General features: G+C 68.9%; 26 protein-coding genes. 10 read left to right on the forward strand and 16 right to left on the reverse strand.

Annotated features, from left to right (window positions below; translation table 11 throughout):
• The 9 genes from ACK8OR_RS10105 to ACK8OR_RS10145 all read right to left on the reverse strand — a co-directional run bounded on the left by ACK8OR_RS10105 (position 1) and on the right by ACK8OR_RS10145 (position 8,098).
• Entirely contained in the window at positions 1-1,449 is a 1,449-nt protein-coding gene (locus tag ACK8OR_RS10105; protein ID WP_410189270.1) for a cytochrome ubiquinol oxidase subunit I, read from the reverse strand.
• Positions 1,446-1,997 (reverse strand): GbsR/MarR family transcriptional regulator, encoded by a 552-nt coding sequence (locus ACK8OR_RS10110; RefSeq protein WP_410189271.1) that lies wholly within the window; start codon positions 1,995-1,997, stop codon positions 1,446-1,448. The genes ACK8OR_RS10105 and ACK8OR_RS10110 overlap by 4 nt, the downstream gene beginning before the upstream one ends.
• A gap of 72 nt (positions 1,998-2,069) precedes the next feature.
• Positions 2,070-2,858, reverse strand: coding sequence for an amino acid ABC transporter permease (locus ACK8OR_RS10115; RefSeq protein ID WP_410189272.1), 789 nt, complete (start codon positions 2,856-2,858; stop codon positions 2,070-2,072).
• Between the two features lie 43 nt (positions 2,859-2,901).
• The gene (locus ACK8OR_RS10120; protein ID WP_410189273.1) at positions 2,902-3,687 is read right to left on the reverse strand and encodes a transporter substrate-binding domain-containing protein; all 786 of its coding nucleotides are present in this window, start codon (positions 3,685-3,687) and stop codon (positions 2,902-2,904) included.
• A 61-nt stretch (positions 3,688-3,748) separates the two neighbouring features.
• On the reverse strand, positions 3,749-4,798 hold the full coding sequence (locus ACK8OR_RS10125) for a HesA/MoeB/ThiF family protein (RefSeq protein ID WP_410189274.1): 1,050 nt from the start codon (positions 4,796-4,798) through the stop codon (positions 3,749-3,751).
• Positions 4,795-5,250: a dUTP diphosphatase gene (gene dut, locus ACK8OR_RS10130; protein ID WP_410189275.1), complete on the reverse strand. Its 456-nt coding sequence runs from the start codon at positions 5,248-5,250 to the stop codon at positions 4,795-4,797. Before dut ends, ACK8OR_RS10125 begins: the two co-directional genes overlap by 4 nt.
• Positions 5,247-6,449: a bifunctional phosphopantothenoylcysteine decarboxylase/phosphopantothenate--cysteine ligase CoaBC gene (gene coaBC, locus ACK8OR_RS10135; protein WP_410189276.1), complete on the reverse strand. Its 1,203-nt coding sequence runs from the start codon at positions 6,447-6,449 to the stop codon at positions 5,247-5,249. The genes dut and coaBC overlap by 4 nt, the downstream gene beginning before the upstream one ends.
• 42 nt (positions 6,450-6,491) lie before the next feature.
• Positions 6,492-7,223: a ChaN family lipoprotein gene (locus ACK8OR_RS10140; protein WP_410189277.1), complete on the reverse strand. Its 732-nt coding sequence runs from the start codon at positions 7,221-7,223 to the stop codon at positions 6,492-6,494.
• The gene (locus ACK8OR_RS10145) at positions 7,220-8,098 is read right to left on the reverse strand and encodes an RNA polymerase factor sigma-32 (protein WP_298436477.1); all 879 of its coding nucleotides are present in this window, start codon (positions 8,096-8,098) and stop codon (positions 7,220-7,222) included. The genes ACK8OR_RS10140 and ACK8OR_RS10145 overlap by 4 nt, the downstream gene beginning before the upstream one ends.
• Before the next feature lie 100 nt (positions 8,099-8,198).
• Here ACK8OR_RS10145 and cobU point away from each other — a divergent pair, with 100 nt between their 5' ends.
• The 4 genes from cobU to ACK8OR_RS10165 all read left to right on the forward strand — a co-directional run bounded on the left by cobU (position 8,199) and on the right by ACK8OR_RS10165 (position 11,747).
• Positions 8,199-8,714, forward strand: a complete 516-nt coding sequence (gene cobU, locus ACK8OR_RS10150) for a bifunctional adenosylcobinamide kinase/adenosylcobinamide-phosphate guanylyltransferase (protein ID WP_410189278.1) — start codon at positions 8,199-8,201, stop codon at positions 8,712-8,714.
• Positions 8,702-9,265 (forward strand): histidine phosphatase family protein, encoded by a 564-nt coding sequence (locus ACK8OR_RS10155; RefSeq protein WP_410189279.1) that lies wholly within the window; start codon positions 8,702-8,704, stop codon positions 9,263-9,265. The genes cobU and ACK8OR_RS10155 overlap by 13 nt, the downstream gene beginning before the upstream one ends.
• Before the next feature lie 19 nt (positions 9,266-9,284).
• The gene (locus tag ACK8OR_RS10160) at positions 9,285-10,160 is read left to right on the forward strand and encodes a glutathione S-transferase (protein WP_410189280.1); all 876 of its coding nucleotides are present in this window, start codon (positions 9,285-9,287) and stop codon (positions 10,158-10,160) included.
• A gap of 78 nt (positions 10,161-10,238) precedes the next feature.
• A complete protein-coding gene (locus ACK8OR_RS10165; RefSeq protein ID WP_410189281.1) occupies positions 10,239-11,747 on the forward strand; it encodes a YifB family Mg chelatase-like AAA ATPase in 1,509 nt (502 codons plus the stop codon).
• On the opposite strand, the gene gshB is transcribed toward ACK8OR_RS10165, so the two are convergent.
• The 3 genes from gshB to rsmI form a co-directional block, all read right to left on the reverse strand.
• Positions 11,744-12,706, reverse strand: a complete 963-nt coding sequence (gene gshB / locus ACK8OR_RS10170) for a glutathione synthase (RefSeq protein ID WP_410189282.1) — start codon at positions 12,704-12,706, stop codon at positions 11,744-11,746. The two genes, ACK8OR_RS10165 and gshB, sit on opposite strands and share 4 nt — an antisense overlap.
• A gap of 103 nt (positions 12,707-12,809) precedes the next feature.
• Positions 12,810-13,166, reverse strand: a complete 357-nt coding sequence (locus ACK8OR_RS10175; RefSeq protein WP_410189283.1) for a YraN family protein — start codon at positions 13,164-13,166, stop codon at positions 12,810-12,812.
• Positions 13,163-14,017, reverse strand: a complete 855-nt coding sequence (gene rsmI / locus ACK8OR_RS10180) for a 16S rRNA (cytidine(1402)-2'-O)-methyltransferase (RefSeq protein ID WP_410189284.1) — start codon at positions 14,015-14,017, stop codon at positions 13,163-13,165. Before rsmI ends, ACK8OR_RS10175 begins: the two co-directional genes overlap by 4 nt.
• A gap of 106 nt (positions 14,018-14,123) precedes the next feature.
• On the opposite strand from rsmI, the gene ACK8OR_RS10185 reads away from it, so the two are divergent.
• Together ACK8OR_RS10185 and ACK8OR_RS10190 are read left to right on the forward strand one after the other, a co-directional pair.
• A complete protein-coding gene (locus ACK8OR_RS10185; RefSeq protein ID WP_410189285.1) occupies positions 14,124-15,311 on the forward strand; it encodes a penicillin-binding protein activator in 1,188 nt (395 codons plus the stop codon).
• 25 nt (positions 15,312-15,336) lie between these two features.
• Positions 15,337-18,081, forward strand: a complete 2,745-nt coding sequence (locus ACK8OR_RS10190; RefSeq protein WP_410189889.1) for a [protein-PII] uridylyltransferase — start codon at positions 15,337-15,339, stop codon at positions 18,079-18,081.
• Between the two features lie 37 nt (positions 18,082-18,118).
• On the opposite strand, the gene ACK8OR_RS10195 is transcribed toward ACK8OR_RS10190, so the two are convergent.
• Positions 18,119-18,751, reverse strand: coding sequence for a pyridoxamine 5'-phosphate oxidase family protein (locus tag ACK8OR_RS10195; protein WP_410189286.1), 633 nt, complete (start codon positions 18,749-18,751; stop codon positions 18,119-18,121).
• Positions 18,752-19,062: 311 nt separating this feature from the next.
• On the opposite strand from ACK8OR_RS10195, the gene murJ reads away from it, so the two are divergent.
• A complete protein-coding gene (murJ, locus tag ACK8OR_RS10200) occupies positions 19,063-20,643 on the forward strand; it encodes a murein biosynthesis integral membrane protein MurJ (protein ID WP_410189287.1) in 1,581 nt (526 codons plus the stop codon).
• On the opposite strand, the gene ACK8OR_RS10205 is transcribed toward murJ, so the two are convergent.
• Entirely contained in the window at positions 20,634-21,335 is a 702-nt protein-coding gene (locus ACK8OR_RS10205; protein WP_410189288.1) for a rhomboid family intramembrane serine protease, read from the reverse strand. The two genes, murJ and ACK8OR_RS10205, sit on opposite strands and share 10 nt — an antisense overlap.
• Before the next feature lie 81 nt (positions 21,336-21,416).
• Here ACK8OR_RS10205 and trpS point away from each other — a divergent pair, with 81 nt between their 5' ends.
• Together trpS and ACK8OR_RS10215 are read left to right on the forward strand one after the other, a co-directional pair.
• Positions 21,417-22,430 (forward strand): tryptophan--tRNA ligase, encoded by a 1,014-nt coding sequence (gene trpS, locus ACK8OR_RS10210; RefSeq protein WP_410189289.1) that lies wholly within the window; start codon positions 21,417-21,419, stop codon positions 22,428-22,430.
• Positions 22,431-22,519: 89 nt separating this feature from the next.
• On the forward strand, positions 22,520-23,290 hold the full coding sequence (locus tag ACK8OR_RS10215) for an endonuclease/exonuclease/phosphatase family protein (protein ID WP_410189290.1): 771 nt from the start codon (positions 22,520-22,522) through the stop codon (positions 23,288-23,290).
• Here the strand turns inward: ACK8OR_RS10215 and ACK8OR_RS10220 are convergent.
• The gene (locus ACK8OR_RS10220) at positions 23,287-24,198 is read right to left on the reverse strand and encodes a LysR family transcriptional regulator (protein WP_410189291.1); all 912 of its coding nucleotides are present in this window, start codon (positions 24,196-24,198) and stop codon (positions 23,287-23,289) included. The genes ACK8OR_RS10215 and ACK8OR_RS10220 overlap by 4 nt on opposite strands.
• Before the next feature lie 137 nt (positions 24,199-24,335).
• Here ACK8OR_RS10220 and ACK8OR_RS10225 point away from each other — a divergent pair, with 137 nt between their 5' ends.
• Positions 24,336-24,497 (forward strand): hypothetical protein, encoded by a 162-nt coding sequence (locus tag ACK8OR_RS10225; RefSeq protein WP_410189292.1) that lies wholly within the window; start codon positions 24,336-24,338, stop codon positions 24,495-24,497.
• A gap of 3 nt (positions 24,498-24,500) precedes the next feature.
• Here the strand turns inward: ACK8OR_RS10225 and ACK8OR_RS10230 are convergent, their stop codons facing one another.
• The gene (locus ACK8OR_RS10230; RefSeq protein WP_298436522.1) at positions 24,501-24,917 is read right to left on the reverse strand and encodes a tellurite resistance TerB family protein; all 417 of its coding nucleotides are present in this window, start codon (positions 24,915-24,917) and stop codon (positions 24,501-24,503) included.
• Between the last annotated feature and the right edge of the window lie 7 nt (positions 24,918-24,924).

The following is a 24,924-nucleotide window of genomic DNA, read 5'->3' on the forward strand; positions in this document are numbered from 1 at the left end:
TCACTCCGCCGGGGCCATGCCGCGATCCTCGCGGGTGATGGCGTCCACGACCGCCTCGCCCGAGGCGGGGGTCATGGATTCCAGCGGCTCGTCATGGGCGGCCTTGACCGCGAGATAGGCGATCACGCCGACATAGGCGAAGAGGAGCGCCGCGTAGATCACGAGGTAGCCGATCAGGGTCGAAAGGACCATTCCGGCGGGCACCTGGGCCACCGCCTCGGCCGTCGTCATGACCCCGTTTACCAACCAGGGCTGGCGACCCATCTCGGTCGTGTACCAGCCGGCCAGCGTCGCGACCCAGCCCGAGAAGGCCATCGGGACCAGCGCCCAGAGAAGCGGCTTCGGCAGATGCCGGACGAGGAAGCGGCGATCCGTCCCGGTCTCGGCGCAGGGCTTCCGCCGCCAGAGGAACGCGAGCGAGCCCCAAGAGATCAGGAGCATCGCCATGCCGGTTCCGACCATCGTTCGGAACGACCAGAAGACCTTGTCGACTGGCGGGTGCAGGATGGTCCCGTCCTCGGTCACGAATTCGTCCAGCGCGGGAATCGCGCCATCGGCCGAATGGGTCAGGATGATCGACGCCATATTCGGGATCGCGATCTCGAAATCGTTCGAGCGCGTCTCCTCGTTCGGGAAACCGAACAGGATCAGCGGCGTGTTCCCGTCAGTGTCGGACCAGTTGCCCTCCATCGCCGCGACCTTGGCGGGCTGGTATTCCATGGTGTTGAGACCGTGCAGGTCGCCCGTGAAGATCTGGATCGGGATCAGCAGCGCGCCGAAGGTGATGCCGACCCGGATCTGGGTGCGCACCGTCTCCTTCCGGTCGCCGCGGATGTAGCGGAAGGCCGCGACGCCCGCGATCACGAAGGCCACCGTCAAACCGCTCGCCAGCAGCATATGAGCCAGCCGGTAGGGCATGGACGGGTTGAAGACGATCGCCCACCAGTCGGTCGCGTGCGCCACGCCGTCGATCATCTCGAAGCCCTGCGGCGTGTGCATCCACGAGTTCAGGACGATGATCCAGAAGGTCGACATCGTGGTGCCGAACGCCACGAGGAAGGTCGCCAGCGTATGCAGCCAGCCCGGCACGCGGGAGAAGCCGAAGAGCATGATCCCGATGAACACCGCCTCAAGGAAGAAGGCGGTCATCACCTCGTAAGCCAGAAGCGGCCCGGCGATGTTGCCGACCTTTTCCATGAAGCCCGGCCAGTTGGTGCCGAACTGGAACGACATCGTGATGCCCGAGACGACGCCCATCGCGAAGCTGAGCGCGAAGACCTTCACCCAGAAGCGGTAAGCCTCCATCCACTTGAGGTCGCCGGTCCACTGGAAGCGCAGCTTAAAGAACAGAAGGAACCAGCCCAGCGCGATTGTGATCGTCGGGAACAGGATGTGGAACGAGATATTGGCCGCAAACTGGATGCGGCTGAGGATGAGGGTGTCCATCATGCCGTCTTCCTCCGGAAGGGGTTGAGATTCGGTGCACGTTCGAGAAGTCCGCCCAACCGGCGGCCCATCGTCATGAGCTGGACGAGGCGTTCCGTCTCCATGCGGTCCATCTCGTCGTGGAAGGTGGTCATCATCTCGATCAACTCGCGCAGTTCGGCGATCCGCGCCTCGGCGTAAGGGTCGCCCTGCGGCCCCGCCATCTCGAGCTCGCGCAGCTTGGTCAGGGTGGGGTCGATCTCGCGCTTGCGACGCTGCGCCACGAGGGTGCGCACGATCTCCCAGAGATCGTCGGGCGTGGTGAAGTAATCGCGGCGGTCGCCCTGAACATGACGCAGGCGCACGAGGTCCCAGGCCTGCAACTCCTTGAGACCCATCGACACGTTCGACCGACTGACGCCAAGCCCATCGGTGATCTGCTCGGCATTGAGCGGGGTCTCGGAGATGAAGAGGAGCGCGTAGATCTGGCCGACCGTGCGGGCGATGCCCCACCGGCTGCCCATTTCGCCGAAATGCAGGATGAAGTCGCGCTGGAGCGGTGTCAGGGCCATGAGATCGCCGTTTCAGAAATTTCTGAAATGCATGTAAACCGCGCTCCGACGGCGGCTAGGGGGTGTGACAATCTATCCCCGACGGGCCGGATCCCCCATCCGCCGCTCTAGTCGCCGCAATCCTAGCGACAGCAGGATCGTCATGGTCAGGTAGAGCAGGGCGACGATGTTATACGTCTCGAAATACCGAAAGTTCCCCGCCGCCGTCAGTTTGCCGAGCTGGGCGATGTCCATGACACCGACCACGCTGACGAGCGAAGAATCCTTGACCATGGCGACGAAGTCGTTGCCCAGCGGCGGCAGGATCGTGCGGATCGCCTGCGGCATGACGATGTGGCGGAACCGGTGCCAGCGCTTGAGGCCCAGCGCCTTGGCCGCCTCGATCTGGCCGGGATCAATGGATTGCAGACCGGCGCGGAAGACCTCGGCGATGAAGGCGGAATAGGCGATCACGAGGGCGAGGACCGCCCGCCAGAGCAGCGGGAAGTCGCGGGTACGCGCCTCGGGCAGGCCGATCCAGTTCCAGAACGCGACGAGGCCGGGTGCGAGTACGAAGGCCACGTAGAGCAGCAGCACGAGGATCGGGATGCCGCGCACGATCTCGACGTAGAAGCGCGCGACCTGCCGGACGATCACGCTGCCCGAGAGCGACATGAGCGCGAGGCCGAGGCCCACGAGCGAGGCGGCCGTGAAGCCGGTCACGGTGACGAGGATCGTGATCCAGACACCCCTCCGCAGGGTCGACAGCACCTGTCGCGTGCCGTCGTCGGTCAGGACCATGACGTAGGCCGTCCCGAGAAGGACGGCCACGGCCAGGAGCCACCACGGAAACTCGCGGTCGGGATCGGAGCGCGGGGTCAAACTCTTGCTTAAGAGTTTGATCGAGCGTCCTCGGCGAAAACGCTCATCCCCCGATCTGGTACTCGACGAACCATTTCTGGTTCAGCGCTTCGATCGTGCCGTCGGCGGCCATGTCGGCGATGGCGGCGTTCATCGCCTCGACGAGCTCCGAACCCTTGGGGAAGATGAAGCCGAAATCCTCGGTCCCGAGCGCTTCGCCCACGATCTTGAGCCCGCCATCGGACGCGTTCACATAGCCCTGCGCGGCCGTCGAGTCGGACAGCGCGAGGTCGACGTCCCCCGCCCGGAGCGCCTGCACACCCGCCCCGAAGGTCTCGAAGAGTTTGATGCGCGGATTCGCCTCGTCCCCGTCGAGCACGTCGTAGACGGTGACGTAGAACGGCGTGGTGCCCGGCTGAGCCGCGGCCAGCAGGTCGTCATCGGCGGCGAAGCCCGCGGCGTCCGTGAAGCGGTCCTCGTCGCCGCGCACGATCATCTTCATCTCGGAGGTCATGTACTTGTCCGAGAAATCGACCATCTCCATCCGGTCCTCGCGGATGGTGATGCCCGTCATGCCCATGTCCATCTGGCCCTCGGAGACGGCGGGGATCATCGCGTCCCAGCTGATCTTGACGTAGTCGGGGGTGATGTTGATGCGCTCGGCGATCTCGGCCATCGCGTCGTATTCCCAGCCGATCGCGTCCCCGCTTGCGGGGTCCTTGAACTGGAGTGGCGGATAGGCGTCCTCGGTGGCGATGGTGACCGTGCGACCGCCCAGATCGGGCAGGTGGCCATCGGCGAAGGCGGGGGCCGCGAGCAGCGTCGCGGCCATGAGGGCGAGGGTTTTCATCTGGGGGATCCTCCTGTTGACCCGAAGGATCATGGCGGAACCCCGGCGGGGCGCAAGGGCGTCAGATATCGCCGCAGACCGGACAATCGGCGCGGCGCTGCACGGTGATGCGCCGTGCCTCGGAATCGAGCCCGTCCCAGATGAGCATCGCCCCCCGGAGCGTCGTCCCGGCCCCCGTGATCTCCTTGATCGCCTCAAGCGCCATCATCGAGCCCACCACGCCGGGCAGCGCGCCGATCACGCCCGCCTCGGCGCAGGATGGGGCAAGCCCGGCGGCAGGGGCCTCGCGGAAGAGGCACGCCATGCAGGGCGCGCCGCCCGCCGGGTCGTATATCGTGAGCTGCCCCTCCCACTGCGTGATCGCGCCCGCGACGACCGCGCGCCCCGTGGCGACGGCGGCGGCATTGACCACGGCGCGGGTCTCGAAGCTGTCGGTGCCGTCGACGATCAGGTCGTACTCCTCGAAGAGTTCGGGGGCGATCTCGGGGGTGAGGCGACGGTTGTAGGTCCGGATTTCGATATGCGGGTTCAGTGCCGCGACCGCGTCCCGCGCCGAGGCGACCTTGGGCATCCCGAGGCGCTCGTCGGCATGGACGATCTGGCGCTGCAAGTTCGACAGGTCGACCGCATCGTCGTCGATCACGCCGATCCGGCCGACCCCCGCCGCCCCGAGATAGAGAAGGACCGGCGCGCCGAGCCCCCCTGCCCCGACGACCAGGACCTTTGCGTCCTTCAGCCGCCGCTGCCCCGGCCCGCCGACCTCGCGCAGGGCGATATGGCGGGCGTAGCGGGTGAGTTCGGTCTCGGAAAAGGCGCCGGGCGCCGCCGGCGAGCCCTCGCGCGCGGCCTCGACGGCCTCGGCGCGGGCACGAACGCGACCCAGCCCCGCGCGGTAGACGAGGATCGCGGCGACGAGGCCACCGAGCACGAGCCATTGCCCCGGCCCACCGCCCAGCTGCACCCGGATCGGGTGCCCCTCCGGCAATGCGAACATCGCGAAAAGCACCGCGACATAGAGCAGCCCGATCATGTAGAGCCGCGCCTGAACCGGGGTCTTCAGCCACATGCCCAGCGCCCAGAGAGCGGCGGCAATGATGAGGACGAGCGTCATCGCCCGGTCGAGCCGAACCCGCCGGTACCCCGCGCCGTCAGCCCAAGCTCCTCGACCTCGACCCAGTTGGCCCGGACCACCGGCGCGATCACCGCCTGCGCGATCCGCATCCCGTGGGTGACCTCGAACGGCTCGGAGCCGTGATTGATCAGGATCACGCCGAGCGGGCCGCGATAGTCCGCGTCGATGGTGCCGGGACTGTTGAGCAGCGTGATCCCGTGCCTCAGGGCCAGACCCGAGCGCGGCCGAAGCTGCATCTCGTAGCCCAGCGGAAGCGCCACGCGCAGGCCCGTCGCGATCAGGGCCCGGCCTCCGGGCGGCAGGGTAATCGCTTCGCCGCCGGTATCGGCGTGGAGATCGGCGCCCGCCGCGCCCTGCGTGGCATAGGTCGGAAGCGGCAGGTCGGGATCGCCATCCGGATCGCGGGTGACGTCGACGGAAAGCGGCGTCATGCGAGGGCCTCGGCGATGCGCTGCGCCAGCCGCCGCGCGGTTTCGGTCTTCGACAGGCGGGGCCACGGCTCGACCCCGGCCTCGGTGATCAGGGTCACGGCGTTCTCGGTGCCGCCCATGATGCCGGTTGCGGGCGAGACGTCGTTGGCCACGATCCAGTCGCATCCCTTCCGCGCGCGCTTGGCCGTCGCGTGGGTCACGACATCGCCCGCCGCGTCGCCCGTCTCGGCGGCGAAGCCCACGACGAGCGCGGGGCGCCGGTCGCCTTTCGACACGGTGGCGAGGATATCGGGGTTCTCGGCGAATTCGAGGACCGGCAGGCCCTTGCCATCCTTCTTCATCTTCGCGGCGCTCGCGTTCTCGACCCGCCAATCGGCGACCGCGGCGGCCATGATCGCCACATCGGCGGGCAGCGCGGCCTCGACGGCGTAGCGCATCTCCTCGGCGGTCTGGACGCGGATCACGTCGACCCCGTCCGGCGGGGCGACATCGGCGGGGCCGGTGACGAAGCTGACCCGCCCCCCAAGATCGCGGAGCGCCGCCGCGATCGCGGTGCCCTGCGCGCCCGATGAGCGGTTGGCGATGTAGCGCACGGGGTCGATGGGCTCGTGGGTCGGGCCGGAGGTCACGAGGACGTGGCGCCCGGCCAACGGTCCATCGGCGAAATGTGCCTCGATCGCGGCCAGCACGTCCGGGATCTCGGCCAACCGACCGGGGCCGAACTCGCCGCAGGCCATGGGCCCCTCGTCCGGCCCGACCACCTTGATCCCGTCTCCCCGAAGGGTCGCGAGATTGCGCTGCGTGGCGGGATGCTCCCACATGCGCACGTTCATCGCGGGCACGATCATCACCGGCTTGTCCGTCGCCATCAGCAGTGTCGTCGCGAGGTCGTCGGCCAGCCCCGCGGCCATCCGGCCCATCAGGTTGGCCGTGGCCGGGCAGACGACCACGAGATCGGCGGCCCGGCTGAGCTCGATATGGCCCATCTCGGCCTCGTCGGTCAGGTCGAAGAGATCGCGGTACACCTTCGACGCCGCCAGGGCGCTGGCCGAAAGCGGGGTGACGAATTCCTCGGCGGCTCGGGTCAGGACAGGGGTCACGGTGGCGCCCCGCTCGCGCAGGCGGCGGATGAGGTCGAGCGATTTGAAGGCCGCGATGCCGCCCCCGATCACCAGCAGGATTCGTCTGTCGGTCAGCATGGACGGGCCACCTCCTGCCGAAGGTCTAGGCCAGCGGCGGCGTCAGCGGAAGGCGTCGCAGGGATCGGGCCGCTCGGGGGCGGGCGCGTCGAAGACGACGTCGCCGCCGGGCGGGACGCGTCCGTCCTCGCCCTGCACGACCACCGTGATGGCAAGATCGGGCCGGACGCGCGCGATAGCGGCGGGCACGCCCCAGTCGCGGCGTGCGTGGCCATTGCCGGTGATCAGGACGACCGGCGCACCATGGGCGTCGAGCGCGGCGAGCGTGCGTGCAGCGAACTGCGCATCGATGGCGCGCTGGCGGTCGACGAATTGCGGCAAGAGGTGCGCGGGCAGCGCGTCGCAATGGACGGCGGCCTGCAATGCCTCGCGTTCGGCCTGCTGTTCGTCGGGCAGCGGCGCCCCAAGGTCATATTCGGAGAGGTCGCCGGGCGCCCCCGCCGCTCCGATGATTGCCGCATCGGACGCGGCCATGATCGGGGCGTAGAACGCGATGTCGGGCCAGCCGCTCTCGGCCCAGTCGAGCATTGGTCCCAGCGTCTCGGCGGTGCGGGGGGTGTCTGGGCCGATGCGGTCGGCCTGTTCGTCGCTCAATTGCTCGAAAATCACGGCCTTGGGTGCGAGCAGGGCTACGAACTCGGCCTGACGGCGGTGATGCTCGGGATTGCCGTGGATTTCGCCGATCACGTAGATCGTCGCATCCGGCAGGTCGGCGGCAGAGACCGCGCCGGTCCAGAGGATCAGCGCGGCGGCGATGGCAGGAGCTGGGTTCAAACGAGGAAGCCCAGAACCTCGCGAGACTGCTTCTCGAGCGACTTGCGCATCTTGGCGAAGGCCGCCGCCTCGAGCTGACGCACCCGCTCCTTCGAAAGCGACAGCTCGTTGCCGAGGCTCTCCAGCGTGCGGGGGTCTTCGCGCAGCTTGCGCTCGCGGACGATGAAGCGCTCGCGGTCGTTCAGCGCCGAGAGCGCGGACAGCAGCCATTCGCGCAGCATCGCGGTGTCGTGCTTCAACTCGACGTTCTGATCGGCCTGGTCGGCATCGTCCTCGAGCGTGTCGATCCACTCGCGCCCGTCCTCGTCCGAGGATTGCGTTGCGTTGAGGCTGAAATCCGAGCCCGAGAGCCGGCCTTCCATCATCTCGACGTCATGCAGCGGCACGCCGACTTCCTTCGAGATCGCCTCGCGCATCGTCTGGCGGTCGAGGATCACGCCGTCGGCCAGCGCCTCGCGCTCCAGCCTGGCCTGAACGCGGCGCAGGTTGAAGAAGAGCGACTTCTGGCTGCTGGTCGAACCGGTGCGGACCATCGACCAGTTGCGCATCACGTAGTCCTGGATCGACGCCTTGATCCACCAGACCGCGTAGGTCGAGAACCGGACGCCGCGATCGGGATCGAACTTCTCGGCCGCCTTCATCAGGCCCAGCCCGGCCTCCTGGATGAGGTCGTTCATCGGGGCGCCGTAGCGCTTGAACTTGGCGGCCATCGAAATCGCGAGGCGCATGTAGGCGGTGATCAGGCGGTGGAGGCTTTCCTCGCAGCGGTCGTCGCGCCAGGCGTAGGCGAGGCGCAGCTCGGTCTCGGCGTCGAGTAATTCAGCCTTCATGGCCTTGCGGGACAGAGAGGTGTCGCGATTGAAATCCAGTGCCATGTCTTGCCCCCCGAGGGTCGATGCGATGGTGAGGCTGGTCAGGCCACCGAAAGATCGTTCAGATGGGGAAGACTCCCCCGCGCGGAAAAGTTCCGAAGAAATGTCCCTCAATTGCAAGTTGACTCTCGTGCTCGGCCATGCCGCCTCGGGAAAGAGCCGGTTCGCGGAAAAGCATGCAATAGCATACGGCTACGTGCGGACCTATGTCGCGACGGCCCGTATCCTCGATAAAGAGATGCAATCCAAGGTTGTAGCGCACCGCGCCGACCGGGGCGCGGACTGGGCGCTGGTGGAATGCGACCGCGATCTGGCGCGGGTATGTTCACAAGCCCGTGATCGCGAGGTCTGGCTGATCGATTGCGCCACGATGTGGCTGACGAACCTGATGATGGACGAGGCCGAGTGGCGCCAGGCTGCCGAGGCGTGGATCGCGGCGATGGCGGCGTCGCCGGGCCGCTTCGTGGTCGTCTCGAACGATGTCGGCGGCGGAGTGACACCGGACAACGCGCTGGCCCGGCGCTTCCAGAGGGAGCAAGGCGCACTCAACCAGATGCTGGCCGAGGCGGCCGACGGCGTGGCGCTGGTGACCGCGGGCTTGCCGCAATGGCTGAAGTGACGCGGCTCTGGCTCGTCCGGCACGGGCCGACCCACGCCAAGCGGATGATCGGCTGGACCGATCTGCCCGCCGACCTGACGGACACGGCTGCGCTCGACCGGCTGCGCGCGGTGCTGCCGGAGGCACCCGTCATCAGCAGCGACCTCGTCCGTGCCACCGCCACGGCAGATGCCATCGCCGAGGCGCGACCGCGCCTGCCGCATGACCCCGATCTGCGCGAGTTCCACTACGGCGCGTGGGAGGACCAGGCCTTCGACGAAATCGACAGTCCCGCGCTCCGCCGCTATTTCGACGAACCCGGCCCGCATCGCGCGCCCGGCGGCGAGAGCTGGAACGACGTGGCGGCCCGGGTCGGGCGCGCGTTGGCCCGCCACGCACAGGGCCCGGATCTGATCGTCGTCGCCCATATGGGCGTGATCCTGACCCAATGGGCGCGAGCGACGGGGTTGAAGCCGTTCGACGCCTTGGCGCAGAAGATCGACAACCTCAGCCTGACCCGCATCGACCTGCACCAAGGCGCGATGGTGCCGGTCTCCGCCAACCGACTCTGACCCGCGAAGGACGTCCGCCATGACCCACCAGATTCTGATCGGCGACCGCGCCTATTCATCCTGGAGCCTGCGCGGCTGGCTCCTGTTCCACGCGTTCGGCCTGCCGGTCGAGGAGCACCGCACGCAGATGTATTCGGATGACTTCGCGCGCGACCTCGAAGCCTGGGCCCCGGCGCGGACGGTGCCGACGGTGCGCACACCCGAGGGGGGCATCCTGTCCGACAGCCTCGCCATCGCCGAGTATCTTGCCGAAACCTACCCCGAGGCCGGCCACTGGCCCCGCGAGGCGAAGGCCCGCGCGCTCGCCCGCTCGATCGCCGCCGAGATGCATTCGGGCTTCACCGCGCTGCGCGGCGCCTGCCCGATGAACCTGCGCGTGAAATGGGAGGGGTTCGAGGCGAGCGAGGCGGTCGCGGCGGATCTCGCGCGGCTCTCCCGGCTCTGGACGCTGGCGCGCGGGATGGCGGGCGATGGCCCGTGGCTCTTCGGGGCCTATGGCGCGGTCGACGCCTTCATGGCGCCCGTGGCGATGCGCATCGCGGGCTACGGCCTCGCCACCGACGACGTGATGGCGCCATATATCGACGCGCATCTGAACCACCTGCCGCTCCGGCGCTGGCGGGCGATGGGCGAGGCGCGGAACCGCACGCTCCACGAATACGACATGGACCTCGCGACCGGCCGCTTCCCGATGCCCCGCCCGATCGCGGCCGAAGCGGTCGCGATCGGCCCTTCGGTCAACGCGACCTGTCCCTATTCCGGCCTGCCGGTGACGGATTTCCTGAAGGTGGACGGGCGCATCTGGGGGTTCTGCAATACGTTCTGCCGGGACAAGACGATACACGACCCCGAGGCCTGGCCGGCCTTCATGGCCCTTATCGACGGACCGGCCTGAGGGCCTGCACGGCGGGCGGCATTAACCCTATCCTAACCCTGTGCGAGCGACATACGGGGTGACAGGGAAGGGCTCCGCATGCTGGCACATACCACGACGGTGGCGTTCGAGGGTCTCGAAGCCCGCGCCGTGGACGTGCAATGCGCGGTTTCGCCCGGCCTGCCCGGCTTCTCGATCGTCGGCCTGCCCGACAAGGCGGTGTCCGAGGCGCGCGACCGCATCCGCACCGCGCTGGCCGAGCAGGGCATCGCGCTTCCATCGAAGAAGGTCACGGTTAACCTCTCGCCCGCCGATCTGCCGAAAGAGGGCGCGCATTTCGACCTTCCGATCGCGCTGTCGCTGCTGGCGGCGCTGGAGTTGGTGCCGTCCGAGGCCGTCTCCCGCGCGGTCAGCATCGGCGAGATGTCCCTCGACGGCAGCCTCGTCGCGGTTGCGGGGGCCTTGCCCGCGGCGGTGACGGCGGGATCGCTCGACGCGGACCTCCTTTGCCCCGAAGCCTGCGGCCCCGAAGCGGCGTGGGTCGGGGCGACGCCGGTCTATGCGGCCCGCTCGATCAAGGCGCTGATCGACCACCTGACGGGCAACGCCCCGCTCGACCGGGCCGCGAAGGGTCGCCTGCCCGACCCGGTCGCCGGGCCCTGCCTGCGGGACGTGCGGGGGCAGGAGCGCGCCAAGCGCGCCCTCGAGATCGCGGCGGCCGGTCGCCACCATCTCTTCATGTCCGGGCCCCCCGGCGCGGGGAAGTCCATGCTGGCCGCGCGGCTGCCGGGCCTCCTGCCACCGCTCTCGGCGATGGAATCGCTCGAGACCTCGATGATTCATTCGCTCGCCGGCACGCTGGACGAGGGCGGCATCCTGCAGGCGCGCCCCTTTCAGGAACCGCACCATACCGCGTCGAAGGCGGCCATCGTCGGCGGCGGCAAGCGCGCGGGGCCAGGGCAGATCAGCCTCGCCCATAACGGCGTGCTCTTCATGGACGAGTTCCCGGAGTTCCAGCGCGAGGTGCTCGAATCCCTCCGCCAGCCCATCGAGACGGGCGAGGTGACGATCGCACGCGCCAATGCCCATGTTCGCTATCCCTGCCGCTTCCTTCTGGTGGCCGCCGCCAATCCCTGCCGCTGCGGGATGCTGTTCGATGCCGATGCCGCCTGTTCGCGCGCGCCGGTCTGCGGCGAGGACTACATGAAGAAGATCTCCGGGCCCCTGATGGATCGGTTCGACCTGCGCCTCGAAGTGCCCGCGGTCGAGATCGCGGACCTGGCCCTGCCGCAATCGGGCGACGGCTCGGCCGAGGTGGCGACCCGCGTGGCTGCCGCCCGCGCCATCCAGGCGGCGCGCTTCGCGGACGATCCGGCGGTGACCGTGAATGCAGACGTCGCGGCGGACGCGCTGGCCGAGGTGGCGACGCCGGATGCGGACGGGCAGGATATGCTCCGGAAGGCCGCCGACCGGTTCCGCCTCTCGGCGCGAGGCTATCACCGGGTGCTCAAGGTCGCGCGCACCGTCGCCGATCTCGACGCCAGCGACGTCGTCCGCCGCCCCCACGTGGCCGAGGCGCTGTCCTACCGGTTGGTGACGCAGCCCTAGGCGCGACGGCGCTCGATCGCGTCCCAGATCAGGGCGGCGGCATCGGTACCGTCGAAACGGCGCAGCTCCTGCAGGCCGGTGGGCGAGGTGATGTTGATCTCGGTCAGCCAGTCGCCGATCACGTCGATCCCGACGAAGATCTGGCCCGCCTCGCGCAGGCGCGGGCCGATCGCGGCACAGATTTCACGGTCGCGCGCGGTCAGGTCGACCTTCTCGGGGCGGCCGCCGACATGCATGTTCGACCGGGTCTCGCCCGCGGCGGGGACGCGGTTGATCGCGCCCACCGGCTCGCCATCAACGAGGATCACCCGCTTGTCGCCCTTCGAGACGGCGGGCAGGAACTTCTGCATGATCAGCGGCTCGCGGTTGATCGCGCTGAACATCTCGTGGAGCGAGTTGAGGTTGCGGTCTTCGGGCGTCAGGCGGAACACGCCCGCGCCGCCATTGCCGTAAAGGGGCTTGAGGACGACGTCGTCATGTCTGGCCTTGAAGTCCTTCAGCGTGTCGAGGTCGCGCGCGATGGCGGTGGGCGGTGTGAGATCGGGGAAGTCGAGCACCATCAGCTTCTCGGGCCAGCCCCGCACCCAGGTCGGGTCGTTGACCACGAGCGTGTCGGGGTGGATGCGGTCGAGGAGATGGGTGGTCGTGATGTAGGACATGTCAAAGGGCGGGTCCTGCCGCAGCCAGATGACGTCCATCTCGGCGAGGTCGAGCGTCTCGAGCGGGCCGAGATCGACATGGTTCCCGACCTCGCGGCGCAGCGTCATGGCCTGCCCCTTGGCGACGATGCGGCCTTCGACATAGGCGAGGCGCTCGGGCGTGTAGTAATGGATCTCGTGTCCGCGCGCCTGCGCGGCAATCGCCAGCTCGAACGAGCTGTCGGCGTCGATGTTCACCTCTTCGATCGGGTCCATCTGGAAGGCGACGCGAAGCGGTGCGGCGGACGGGGTATCGGACATCGGGGCCTCCAGCCTGGCATGTCCGTTCTAGATGGCGCAGCCGCGACGGGGAGGCAACGTGCCCCGCGCGGGGGCGCCCCTGCGCAAGCGCGCAGTCGGGCATTCAGCCGGTATAGAGCGCGTTCTCGATGATCTCGATGCGGCCGGTGGCATCCACCAGGGCGACATCGAAGCGGACGCAGCTGTTCAGCCCGTCGGGAAGCTCGGCCATGTATTCACCCGCGCAGTCGAACATGCGCTTCGTCTGGCGCGCGGTGATGCGCTGGGCCGCGGCGGCGTGGGTGTCGCTCTTCTTGACCTCGACGAAGACCGTCTCCTCGCCGTCGGAGACGATCACGTCGATCTCGCCGCCCTGGCCGCGCCAGCGCTTGGCCAGCACGGGGCAACCGGCACGAGCATAGAGCCGGGCCACGCCGTCTTCCGCCGCGAGGCCGGCATGGTAGGAGATCGATCCGCTCATCCGTCGTCCTTCATTCGAAGCGCCAGGTCGTAGATCAGTTTACGCGACACACCGGTCCGTTCGGAAACGTCTTTTACAGCCGATTTTACCGATCCGCCCTCCATCGCCGCCGCCAGCGCCGCGCGCAGCGAGGCCTCGTCGGCCTCGGCGGGGGCGGCGCGGTCGATCACGACGACGATCTCGCCGCGCGGGGTCTCGGTCGCGTAGGCCTCCGAGAGCGCGACGAGATCAGCCGTCCGCACCTCCTCGAACTTCTTCGTCAACTCCCGACAGATCGCGGCGCGGCGGGGCCCGAGGGTCGCGGCAGCGTCCCGCAGGAACGCCGCGAGCCGCTTGGGCGACTCGTAGAGGACCAGCGTGGCCTGCACGTGGCCCAGCTCGGCCAGGGCCGCCTTCCGCGCCGCGGATTTCGGCGGCAGGAAGCCCCCGAAGAGGAACCGGTCGGTCGGCAGGCCCGCGACGCAGAGTGCGGCCAGAATCGCGCTGGCCCCCGGTGCGGCGCGCACCGCGATGCCCGCCTCGCGCGCCTCGACCCCCAACTGGAACCCCGGATCGGCCACCAGCGGCGTGCCCGCCTCGGACATGTAGGCGACCGACTTGCCGTCCCGCAGCGCCGCCATCAGCCGAGGCCGCGCGGCGGGGCCGTTGTGATCGTGATAGGGCAGCAGCGGCCGATCCCCGAGGGCGATGCCGTGGATCTCCATCAGGCGGCGGAGCGAGCGCGTGTCCTCGGCCGCCAGCACGTCCGCCCCGCCCAGAAGATCGAGCGCCCGCAGCGTGATGTCGCGCGCCGCCCCGATGGGCACTGCCACGAGGTGGAGCCCCGGTTCGATCGTGCCGCTTCCCGCCATTTCGCTCCCTCGCCCCATTCGTCGTTTACGCGCCCCGGAGCGCGCACTAGCTTGACCGCGAACAAGATATGCCCGGACACGGGCGAGTTCCGGGGAGCACACCACAATGTCCATCACGTCCGTCCGATCGCTATGGGTCTCACTGGCAGGGCGCGCGCGCAAGGCGGCGGGGCTCGCCCTCCTGTCCGGCGCACTCGCCGCCTGTAACGTCGCGCTGCCCGGCGGCGGCTCGGGCGGGGCCGGGGTCAGCGGCTCCGGCGCGACCGAAGTGGCGCTCCTGGTGCCTTACGGCTCCAGCCGGGGCACCGATGCGGGCGTCGCACGCAGCCTCGAGAACGCGGCCCGGCTAGCGGCTGCGGATCTGGGCGCGGGCGCGGTCAACCTGACGGTCTATCCGACGCAGGGCACCCCCGGCGGCGCAGCCGGCGCAGCGTCGCAGGCCGTCGCCGCGGGCGCGCAGGTGATCCTCGGCCCGCTTTATGCGGACAACGCTGCGGCCGCCGGGGTCGCGGCGGCGGGCTCGAACGTGCCGGTGCTGAGCTTCTCGAACAACACGTCGATCGCGGGCGGCAATGTCTGGGTCCTCGGCAACACCTTCGAGAACACGGCCGAGCGCCTGCTGACCTATGCCGCGCGGCAGGGTCGCAACCGCGTGCTGGTCACCCATAACGACCAGACCGCCGGCCAGATCGCGCAGGCCGCTATCGTGCGCGCCGCCCAGGGATCGGGCGCGCAGGTGACCGGATCGGTCGCCTACGACCTCAGCCAGCAGGGCATCGTCTCGGCCGTCCCGACCATCGCGGCACAGGCGCGGGCCACGAACTCCAACGCGGTCTTCCTGACGGGCAACACGTCCGGCGACCTGCCGGTGATGGCGCAGCTCCTGACAGAGGCCGGGATCGGCGGCGAGGAGTTCCGCTTCCTCGGGCTGACCCGCTGGGACATCCCCGCCGAGGCGGTCCAGCTTCCGGGCCTTCAGGGCGGCTATTTCGCACTGCCCGACCCCGCGCCGGGCCAGCAATTCGCCGCCCGCTACGCCGCGGCCAATGGCGACAACCCGCATCCGCTGGCCGGCCTCGCCTATGACGGGATGGCCGCAATCGGCGCCATCGCGCGCAACGGCGGCACGGTGGGGCGCTCGACGCTGACGAACCGCGCTGGCTTCGCGGGCACGAACGGGGTATTCCGCCTGCGCGCAGACGGCACGATCCAGCGTGCGCTGGCCGTCGCGCAGATCGTGAACCGTCAGATACAGGTGGTCAGCCCTGCCCCCAACAGCCTCGCCGGTTCGTAACGCACCGGCCGCCCTCGACCTCGCCCTGCCCCCCGCCCCCGCCGCGCCCCTGATCGCGGCGGAGGCGGAGATCTTCGATGAGCGCGCCGTCGCGGAGGCACTGGCGGCGGCGGCGATCTCGGAAGATCCGCGTCGCGAGACGGTGGCGATCCTCGGGGCCGCGCAGGAGTGGGGCCGTGCGGCCATCGCGGCGGGCTTCGCCGACGACCCGACCCGCGCGCGCCGCGTCACCCACTCCTACGCCTTCCTGACCGACCGCCTGGTGCAATGCGTCTGGGCCATGGCCACGGGCGTCCTCCATCCCTGCCCTACCCCGACCGAGGGCGAGCGGTTCGCCGTGCTCGGCGTCGGCGGCTATGGCCGGGGCGAGATGGCGCCCTTCTCGGACGTGGACCTCCTGTTCCTGACGCCGTGGAAGGTCACGCCCTGGGTGGAGAGCGTCGTGGAATCGATGCTCTACATGCTCTGGGACCTGAAGCTGAAGGTCGGGCATTCGACGCGCACGGTGAAGGATTGCATCCGGCTGGGGCGCGAGGATTTCACCATCCGCACCGCGCTTCTGGAACAGCGGCCCATCTGCGGCGACGCGGATCTCGCGGGCGAGTTGCAGGGGCGGCTCTGGTCCGATCTCTTCGCGGACACGGCCCCCGAATTCATCGAGGCCAAGCTGGCCGAACGCGCCGAGCGGCACCGCAAGCAGGGTGGCCAGCGCTACATCCTCGAGCCGAACGTCAAGGAGGCGAAGGGCGGCCTGCGCGATCTCCAGACGCTCTACTGGATCGCCAAGTATCGCTACCACGTCGACACCACGGCAGCGCTCGTCGATCTGGGTGTCTTCACCGCCGAGGAGTTCGCCGCCTTCGAGGCGGCCGAGCGATTCCTATGGTGCGTGCGCTGCCACCTGCACCTGATCGCGGGGCGCGGCGCCGACATCCTGTCCTTCGACATGCAGGTCGATGTTGCCGCGCGCATGGGCTATTCCGACCATGCCGGACGACGCGCAGTCGAGCACTTCATGCAGGCTTATTTCCGCCACGCCACCCGCGTGGGCGAGCTGACGCGGATCGTCCTCGTCGCACTCGAAGCCGACAACGTGAAATCCGAGCCGGGGCTCCTCGCGCTCTTCAAGCGCCGCCGCCGGGTCCGCGCACCCTATGTCGAGCGGCAGGGCCGGCTCGACGTGGCCGACGAGGCGGCCTTCCTCGGGACCAAGCTGAACCTCCTGGGCATCTTCGAGGAGGCGCTGCGCACCGCGCTCCTCCTGCATCCGCACGCGATGCGCCTCTTGGCGGCGAACCGGCACCTGATCGATCAGCAGATGCGCGAGGACCCGGAGGCGGCGAAGCTGTTCCTCGGGCTCCTCCTCAAGCACGGCAATCCCGAACGCGCGCTGCGGCGGATGAACGAGCTGGAGATCCTCTCGGCCTTCATCCCCGAATTTGCGCCCATCGTCGCGATGATGCAGTTCAACATGTATCACAGCTACACGGTCGACGAGCACACGATCCAGGTGATCTCGAACCTTGCGCAGATCGAGCGGGGCGAGCGGATCGAGAGCCTGCCGCTCTGCTCGGGCATCCTCGAGAAGGGCGTGAACCGGCGCGTGCTCTACGTTGCTCTCCTCCTCCATGACATTGGCAAGGGACGGCCCGAGGATCACTCGATCCTCGGCGCGCGGATCGCCCGCACGGTCGCACCCCGGCTGGGGTTGAAGCCGAAGGAATGCGAAACGGTCGAATGGCTGGTGCGCCACCATCTCCTGATGAGCGACATGAGCCAGAAGCGCGACATCTCGGACCCGCGCACCGTCCGCGACTTCGCCAAGGCGGTGAAGACCCGCGAGCGGTTGGACCTGCTTACGGTGGTGACGGTCTGCGACATCCGTGGCGTGGGCCCGAACGTCTGGAACAACTGGAAGGCGCAGATGATCCGCGCGCTTCACCGGGCGACGGCGGCGGCGCTGGAGAACGGGCTCGAGGACGTCAACCGCGAGACGCGCGAGGCCAAGGCCAAGTCCCTCTTCCGCGCGGCGCTGCCCGACTGGCCCGAGGCCGACAAGCGCGCCGAGATCGGACGCCATTACGGCCCCTATTGGCAGGGTATCCCGACGGCGGCGCAGGTGCGCTTCGCCACGCTCCTGCGCGACCTGCCCGACGGCGAGGTCCGGGTCGAGCTGGAGGCCGACGAGGAGCGTGACGCGACCCGCGTCCTGATGGCCTGCCAGGACCATCCCGGCATCTTCTCGCGCCTGGCCGGCGCGCTCAGCCTCGTGGGCGCGAATATCGTGGACGCGCGGACCTACACCTCGAAGGACGGCTTCGCGACCAGCGTGTTCTGGCTCCAGGACGGCGACGGTCATCCCTACGAGCCGTCGCGCCTGCCGCGCCTGCGCGCCATGATCGAGAAGATCCTCAAGGGCGAAGTTGCCACCCGCGCCGCCCTCGAAGGCCGCGAGATCAAGAAGCGCGAGCGCAAGTTCCAGGTGAAGACCAACATCGATTTCGACAACGAAGGCTCGGAGATCTACACGATCATCGAAGTCGACACCCGCGACCGCCCCGGCCTCCTCTACGACCTGACGCAGGTACTGGCGCAGTCCAACATCACCATCGCCCAAGCTGTCATCGCCACCTACGGCGCGCAGGTCGTGGACGCGTTCTACGTCAAGGACCTGTTCGGGCTGAAGCTCTGGTCGAAGGACAAGCAGGCCGCGCTCGAGAAGAAGCTGAGGGCCGCCATCGACCGCGCGGCGGAGCGGGCGGGGGCGTGAGGGGGATGGCGACCCTCGGGTTGCGCCTCCGCTCTCACTACTCGTCGTAGAGGCGATTCTTCTCGTTGTTTTGGGTCAGTCGCTCGATCTCCTCCAGGGGTGTTTCGAGCGATCCGTGGGCCTTCAAAGCAAATCCGTAGGTCGGCAGGCCGTCGGTCGACACGGCCTTCTCCGGCTCCCATAGCCCGGATCGGATCACGGCCTTGCCGCAATGATAGAAGGCTTCCGCCACATGGACGATGACCACGAAGTCCGGGACCTTCCCCTCGACGGCCAGTTGGGATCGAAGGTCTTCATCCCGGACGATCTGCGCGGTCCCGTTCACGCGGACCACTTCCCGTCGATTGGGCACCATGAACATCAGGCCGATATGTCCGGTTTCCAGGATGTTGAGAAAACTGTCGAAGCGGTGATTGCCGGGCCGGTCCGGGATGGCCAGCGTCTGGCGGTCGAGCACCTTCACGAATCCCGCCGGGTCGCCCTTCGGGGACACGTCGACAGCCCCGTCGGCGGAGACCGTTGCCATCGTCAGGAACGGAGATCGCTCGATCCAGACGCGGACGTTGTCGTCGACGTGGTCGATGACCTTGTGGACCTGCCGCTCGAAGGTTCCCGGAATGACGGTCCGGATCTCGGATTCCGAGGTGACGATATGCTTGGGTTCATACATGGCTTCCGGCCTTCCTGATGACAGACAGTTCGGCGACACCTGCCCCAGTGTAGGAGCAACCTCGCGGCCCTGTCCAACTGCCGGACCGGCGAGAGGGAGACCCGGGGATGCCAGAACCGCCCATCTAATTGTGCCTTCGCCCTATTTTCGATCCGTCCAGACGGATGCGTCGGTGCCATAGAAGCCGGTACAGCCTATGGAAGCCTCGGCCATCTCCGGTCCCAACGGAGACGGAATGTATCAGCGCCCTGTCCCCCCAAGTCGCCACCCGATAGACCGCTTGCAATGCATCGCCGCCAAGGACCCCGCCCATGGCCCCCCGCCTGATCAAAGGCTTCCTCACCGTCGGGGGCTGGACCCTGCTCAGCCGCGTGCTGGGCTTCGTGCGGGATATCCTGATCGCGCGGTTCCTTGGGACGGGCGCGGTGGCGGAGGCGTTCTTCGTGGCGTTCAGCCTGCCGAACATGTTCCGTCGCTTCTTCGCTGAGGGGGCGTTCAACATGGCGTTCGTGCCGCTCTACGCCAAGAAGCTGGAGGCCGACGGGGAGGAGGCCGACGCTTTCGCGCGGGACGCGGTGGCGGGGATGGTGGTGATCCTGACACTGTTCTCGGTCGCGGGGATCGTCTTCATGCCGGCGCTCGTGCTCGCCATGGCGAGCGGGTTCGCGGACGATTTGCGCTTCGAGCTCGCCGTGACCTATGGACGGATCGCGTTTCCCTATATCCTGTTGATCTCGCTCGCGGCGCTGGTGTCAGGGGTGCTCAATTCCTCGGGGCGCTTTCTGGCGGCCGCGGCGGCGCCCGCGCTTCTGAACGTCGTCTTCGTTGCCGCCCTGGCGGTGACATGGTTCGCGCCGCACCTCTTGCCGCCGCTAGCCTCGCCCATCCCCGAGCTTTTGCCGGGACGGTCGCTGATCTGGGCGGTGCCGCTGGGCGGGGCGGTGCAACTGGGCCTCGTCTGGTGGGCGGCGGCGCGGGCCGGGCACCGGCTGCTGCCGCGCCGCCTGCCGCGCCTGACGCCCGACCTGAAGCGCCTTCTGATCATCGCGGCCCCCGCCGCGCTGGCGGGCGGCGTGGTGCAGGTGAACCTTCTGGTGGGGCGGCAGGTGGCCAGTTATTTCGAGGGCGCGGTGGCGTGGCTGAACTACGCGGACCGCCTCTACCAGCTGCCGCTGGGCGTGGTCGGCATCGCGATCGGCGTGGTCCTTTTACCGGATCTCAGCCGCCGGGTGCGCGCCGCGGACACCGACGGCCAGCGCGCCGCCTACAGCCGCGCCTTCGAGTTCTCGTGGCTTCTGACGATCCCGTCCGCCGTCGCCCTCCTCGTGGTGCCGCTGCCGCTGGTCTCGGTCCTGTTCGAGCGGGGCGCGTTCGGGTCTGACGACACGGCGGCGACGGCGGTCGCGCTGATGATCTACGCGCTGGGCCTGCCGGCTTTCGTGCTCCAGAAGGTGCTGCAACCGCTCTATTTCGCGCGCGAGGACACGCGGCGGCCGCTCAACTACGCGGTGGCCTCGCTGATCGTGAACGCGGTCGTGGCGATCGGGCTGGCGCCGGTGATCGGCTTCGCCGCTGCCGCCTTCGGCACGACGCTCGCCGCCTGGGCGATGGTGGCTCTGCTTTGGCGTGGAGCGCGCGACATGGGCGAAGTGGCACGGCTGGACGCCCGCGCGCGAACGCGGGCCTGGCGCATCCCGCTGGCGGCGGTGGCGATGGGCGTGGTGCTCTGGGTCACGATGGTGGTGCTGGGACCGATGTTCGGCACGGCGTGGCGCGCCTTGGCGCTGGCCGTGCTGGTGGGGATCGGGATGCTGTCCTATTTCGGCTTCGCGCAGGCCTTCGGCGCGGTGAAGCTGTCGGAACTGCGCGGCGCGCTGCGCCGTCAGCGGTGACGCATCCGGTCCCGGAGCGTCGCCATGCCGCCGGGAAAGAGCAGGATCGCCAGCCCGTAGCCCGCCGCCGCCCCGGCCATGTCGGCGATCCAGTCCGGCAGCCATGCGAAGCCCGCGCCCGAGGCCAGACCGAAGATCGGCTGGATCGCCAGAAGGAAGCCGATCAGGAGGAACGCCTTCGACGGGTCGGCGGGCGTCAGGCCCCGCTGGGTCAGGTAGGTGAAGGCGCCGATCAGGCCGTAGGCGCCGGGATAGCCGCCAAAGAGCGGTGCATTCGCGTCGAAGAGGACGACATAGGCGAGCCCGCCCGCGATGGCCGAACCGAAGAACAGCGCCGCCACGCGCCAGCCGCGGTAGAAGGGCGAGATCACGTTGCCCAACGCCAGCACGAACACCACGACGAAGGCCGCATGGGTGAAGCCGCCATGGATCAACGGATAGGCGAGCCAGCGCAGGAGCTCGGCCGGCAGGATCGTCCCGTTCTCCCACATCCATTGCCAGACGGCATCGGCGACGCCCCAATCCCGGATCGCGTCGAGCCGCCAGCCGACCGCTTCGCGCCCGCCGACGAGGCCCAGCGTGCCGAGCTGGAACAGGATCTCGATCCCGGCGATGACGACGGCGATGGCCGTGACCACCGGGGGCAGCGCGTGGAACGGGTTCTGGTTGCGCGGATCGTGGGGCGCTGACATGGGCGTGGGCCTCGCGTTGACGGGCGTCGGCCCGGTGGCTAAGCGATGCCGCACCGCAACGCCAGTCCGACGGAGGCCCCGATGGCCCAGTTCACTCCCCGCGTCTTCTCCGGCATCCAGCCCTCGGGCGGGCTGACGCTGGGCAACTACCTGGGTGCGATCACGAAATTCGTCGATTGGCAGGCGCGCGGCACGCACGAGACGGTCTATTGCATGGTCGATCTCCACGCCATCACCGTGCCGCAGGACCCGGCCGCGCTGCGCCACAACACGCGCGAGCTTTGCGCGGGGTTCCTCGCGTCGGGCATCGATCCCGAGCGATCCATCCTCATCAACCAAAGCCAGGTGCCCGAGCATGCGCAGCTCGGCTGGATCTTCAGCTGCGTCGCCCGGATGGGCTGGATGGAGCGGATGACCCAGTGGAAGGACAAGGCCGGCGCCAATGCCGAGCGCGCGTCGCTGGGCCTCTTCGGCTATCCCGCGCTGATGGCGGCGGACATCCTGATTTACCACGCGACCCACGTGCCCGTGGGGGACGACCAGAAGCAGCATCTGGAGCTGACGCGCGACATCGCGGCCAAGTTCAACCATGACTACGGGGTCGAGTTCTTCCCGATGACCGAGCCCGTGATCGAGGGGGCGGCGACGCGGGTCATGAGCCTCAAGGACGGCACCAAGAAGATGTCCAAGTCCGATCCGGTGGACGCGAGCCGCATCAACCTGACCGACGACGCCGACGCGATCGCGAAGAAGTTCAAGAAGGCCAAGACCGATCCCGACCCGTTGCCGGGCGACGTGGACGGGCTGGCAGGACGGCCCGATGTGGCGAACCTTCTGAACATCTACGCGGCGCTCGACGGGCGGTCGGTGGACGAGGTGCTGGCCGAGAAGGCGGGCGGACAGCTTGGGTATTTCAAGGCGGATCTGGCCGATCTGGCGGTGGCGAAGCTGTCCCCGATCTCGACCGAGATGGCGCGGCTGATGGACGACACCGCCGAGATCGACCGCATCCTCGCGCGCGGGGCCGAGCGGGCACGCGAAATCACGGTCCCGATCCTCGAGCGGACCTACGAGATCGTGGGCATGGTGCGCTGATCCGGCGGCTGTCGGTCGCGCTGGGGGGCCTTGGCGCCGTTCTGCTTGCTGCCGGGTTCGCGGGCGACCTGCACCGGGCGGGGGATGCGATGGGACTTCTGCGGCCCGTGGCAATCGTGCTCTGCCTGCTGGGGCTGGCGGCCGGGCCGTGGCCCTTGCGCCTGGCCTTCGGGGCTGTGGCGCTGGCCGGGGCGGCGACGATCCTGGCGCACCTCATGACGCAGGCGCCGGGTGGTGACCTGCGCATCTACTCGAAGAACGTATGGTTCCTGAACGAGGAGATCGACGCGCTGGCCGCCGACATCCTCGCGGCCGAGGTCGACGCGGTGTTCCTGCAGGAGGTGTCGGCCGACCAAGCGGGGCTGCCGGAGGCGCTGGCCGCCGCGTTCCCGCACCAGCACCGCTGCCAGCCGTCGCGCTGGAGCGGGATCGTCGTCGCCTCGAAGTATCCGTTCGACGGCACGCCGCGCTGTTCGGAGGCGCGCGGGGTGGCCGCGGCCCCGATCCGGATCGGCGGCCAACGGATCTGGCTGGCCGCGATCCACCTGCCTTGGCCCTGGCCCCATGACAGCGCGGCCAACGATGCGGCGGCACTGGACCTGCTCGGGTCGCTGGACGGGCCGGTCGTGCTGGGCGGCGACTTCAACATCTTTCCGTGGACCGGGCGCGTGGCGCGGATCGCAGACCTGACGGACACGCGGGTGGCGGGGCCGATGCGGGCGACGTTCTCGCTTCTCGGCCTGCCCCTGCCGATCGACATCGTGCTCGCCCCCGGCGGCGGCAGCGTCGCGGCACGGCCCTGGCTGGGATCGGACCATCGCGGCATCGTGGCGGACGTGGCGCTCGCCCCGGATCGCTAGGCGCGCCAGCTGGGCGGCATCGCGGCGATCATCCCGGCGATGTTCTCGGAGCAGTAGCGCAGGAAGGCGGCGGTGTGGGGCGCGGCCTCGGCTTCGCGGGTCCAGACCAGCCAATGGGTCTCGTGGATGCCCGGCTCGGTGAAACAGAAGGTCAGGCCCGGCTCCCGGTCGCCGACCGCGACGGGAAGAAGGCCCGGTCCCTCGCCTTCGAGGAGAAGACCCAGCATCACCTCGACCGAGGTGACGCTGAAATGGCCGCAGGCCCCATCGAGCCGGGACTGCGCGCGGGTGATCGCCGCGACGCGCCTGGCGACCTCGGGGGTGTAGACGACGACGTGATGCCCGGCGAGGTCGCCGAACCCCTGCGGGACGCCGTTCCGGGCGATCCAGGCGTCGGAGGCGTAGAAGGCCCAGGGATGGTCGATGATCTTGCGGGCGATCAGGCTGTCGCCTTCGAGGCGCTGGCCGCTGCGGACTGCGATATCGGCCTCGCCCGCTTCGAGCGAGACGACGGTTTCGGTGGTGTCGATGTCGAACCGGATGCCCGGATGACCGTCCTGAAAGCCACGCAGAAGGCCCGCGATGTGCCGGGGCACGCCGGTCGTGGTGGTGATGCGGATCGTGCCGCTGAGGCTGCGCTGGCGTTCGGCGGCGCGGGCGGCGATCGCGGCGGCGCTGGCCTCCATCGCTTCCGCGTCGGACATGAGCGCGCGCGCATTGGCCGTGGGACGCGCGCCTTGCGGGCCGGGTTCGAACAGCGTCAGCCCCGTCGCCCGTTCGAGCCGCGCGATCCGACGGCTGACAGTCGTCTGGTTGGTGGCGAGCGCGCGCGCCGCCGCGGCGGCGGAGCCGTGCCGCATGACGGCGAGGAAGCTGCGGATGTCGGACCAGTCGAACATGGGTGTCATGTAGGCGATGCGCCGCGCGAATACCCCCTGCGTTTTCGCAGATCAGGTCGGCGGGATGCGCAATTCCGCAGAGCGAGGCGCGTGACTAGCTCGTGGGAAGGCCCGGAGAACCGGGCGCTTGCCCAGGAGATAGAACAATGACCCGCATCGCCACACTCGCCCTCACCGCCGCCCTTCTGTTGGGCGCCCCCGCCAGCGCCATGGGCGTTCCGCTCGGCGACCTGACGCCCCGGCTGGACTTCCCCGAGCCCGTGACCGTGCCGCTGTCGACGAAGGGGGCGGCCGCGCAGGCCGATTGACGTCTAGAGCGTCATGTGACGCGCCCGCGCCCCGCGTTCGATCGCGGCGGCGTGGAGCGGGTCGATATCGAACTCGTAGCGGATCTCGCGCAGGAGCTGCAGCTCGGATTGCAGGAGGCTGCCATCGGCGGCGGCGACGTCGCAGGCCAGCGCATAGGCCGTCTCGCCATGGGTCATCGGCAGCGCCTCGCGCACGAGACCGAAGATCGCGTCGAGCCCGTCCTCCTCCTCGAGCAGGTCGAAGACGGTCTGGGCGATCGTTTCGAGCCGGTCCTCGTCGTAGCCCGCGAAGATCGGCAGGTGGTTCACGACCGATTGGATCGTCAGCAGTTCGGACGTGCGGATCGTCGCGTCGGAGGCCGACACGGTAATCATCACGGCAATGAGCGCGTCCTGCGCGGAGAAGCTGGCATCGGTCATGGGGGGG

This window comes from Jannaschia halovivens (genome assembly GCF_046452375.1).
Lineage (GTDB): Bacteria > Pseudomonadota > Alphaproteobacteria > Rhodobacterales > Rhodobacteraceae > Jannaschia > Jannaschia halovivens.

Bases quoted from the DNA above. Each gene is read 5' to 3' on its own strand.
- ACK8OR_RS10145 (WP_298436477.1), bottom strand. From the start codon at position 8,098: ATGGCACTGGATTTCAATCGCGACACCTCTCTGTCCCGCAAGGCCATG.
- ACK8OR_RS10125 (WP_410189274.1), bottom strand. From the start codon at position 4,798: ATGACGCTCGTCCTCATCATTGCCGCCGCTCTCTGGGCGCTGGGCATG.
- ACK8OR_RS10230 (WP_298436522.1), bottom strand. From the start codon at position 24,917: ATGACCGATGCCAGCTTCTCCGCGCAGGACGCGCTCATTGCCGTGATG.
- ACK8OR_RS10185 (WP_410189285.1), top strand. From the start codon at position 14,124: ATGTCCATCACGTCCGTCCGATCGCTATGGGTCTCACTGGCAGGGCGC.
- murJ (WP_410189287.1), top strand. From the start codon at position 19,063: ATGGCCCCCCGCCTGATCAAAGGCTTCCTCACCGTCGGGGGCTGGACC.
- gshB (WP_410189282.1), bottom strand. From the start codon at position 12,706: ATGTCCGATACCCCGTCCGCCGCACCGCTTCGCGTCGCCTTCCAGATG.
- dut (WP_410189275.1), bottom strand. From the start codon at position 5,250: ATGACGCCGCTTTCCGTCGACGTCACCCGCGATCCGGATGGCGATCCC.
- ACK8OR_RS10220 (WP_410189291.1), bottom strand. From the start codon at position 24,198: ATGACACCCATGTTCGACTGGTCCGACATCCGCAGCTTCCTCGCCGTC.
- ACK8OR_RS10215 (WP_410189290.1), top strand. From the start codon at position 22,520: ATGGGACTTCTGCGGCCCGTGGCAATCGTGCTCTGCCTGCTGGGGCTG.
- ACK8OR_RS10225 (WP_410189292.1), top strand. From the start codon at position 24,336: ATGACCCGCATCGCCACACTCGCCCTCACCGCCGCCCTTCTGTTGGGC.
- ACK8OR_RS10195 (WP_410189286.1), bottom strand. From the start codon at position 18,751: ATGTATGAACCCAAGCATATCGTCACCTCGGAATCCGAGATCCGGACC.
- cobU (WP_410189278.1), top strand. From the start codon at position 8,199: ATGTCCCTCAATTGCAAGTTGACTCTCGTGCTCGGCCATGCCGCCTCG.
- ACK8OR_RS10110 (WP_410189271.1), bottom strand. From the start codon at position 1,997: ATGGCCCTGACACCGCTCCAGCGCGACTTCATCCTGCATTTCGGCGAA.
- coaBC (WP_410189276.1), bottom strand. From the start codon at position 6,449: ATGCTGACCGACAGACGAATCCTGCTGGTGATCGGGGGCGGCATCGCG.
- ACK8OR_RS10120 (WP_410189273.1), bottom strand. From the start codon at position 3,687: ATGAAAACCCTCGCCCTCATGGCCGCGACGCTGCTCGCGGCCCCCGCC.
- ACK8OR_RS10175 (WP_410189283.1), bottom strand. From the start codon at position 13,166: ATGAGCGGATCGATCTCCTACCATGCCGGCCTCGCGGCGGAAGACGGC.
- ACK8OR_RS10105 (WP_410189270.1), bottom strand. From the start codon at position 1,449: ATGATGGACACCCTCATCCTCAGCCGCATCCAGTTTGCGGCCAATATC.
- ACK8OR_RS10205 (WP_410189288.1), bottom strand. From the start codon at position 21,335: ATGTCAGCGCCCCACGATCCGCGCAACCAGAACCCGTTCCACGCGCTG.
- trpS (WP_410189289.1), top strand. From the start codon at position 21,417: ATGGCCCAGTTCACTCCCCGCGTCTTCTCCGGCATCCAGCCCTCGGGC.
- ACK8OR_RS10155 (WP_410189279.1), top strand. From the start codon at position 8,702: ATGGCTGAAGTGACGCGGCTCTGGCTCGTCCGGCACGGGCCGACCCAC.
- rsmI (WP_410189284.1), bottom strand. From the start codon at position 14,017: ATGGCGGGAAGCGGCACGATCGAACCGGGGCTCCACCTCGTGGCAGTG.
- ACK8OR_RS10165 (WP_410189281.1), top strand. From the start codon at position 10,239: ATGCTGGCACATACCACGACGGTGGCGTTCGAGGGTCTCGAAGCCCGC.
- ACK8OR_RS10160 (WP_410189280.1), top strand. From the start codon at position 9,285: ATGACCCACCAGATTCTGATCGGCGACCGCGCCTATTCATCCTGGAGC.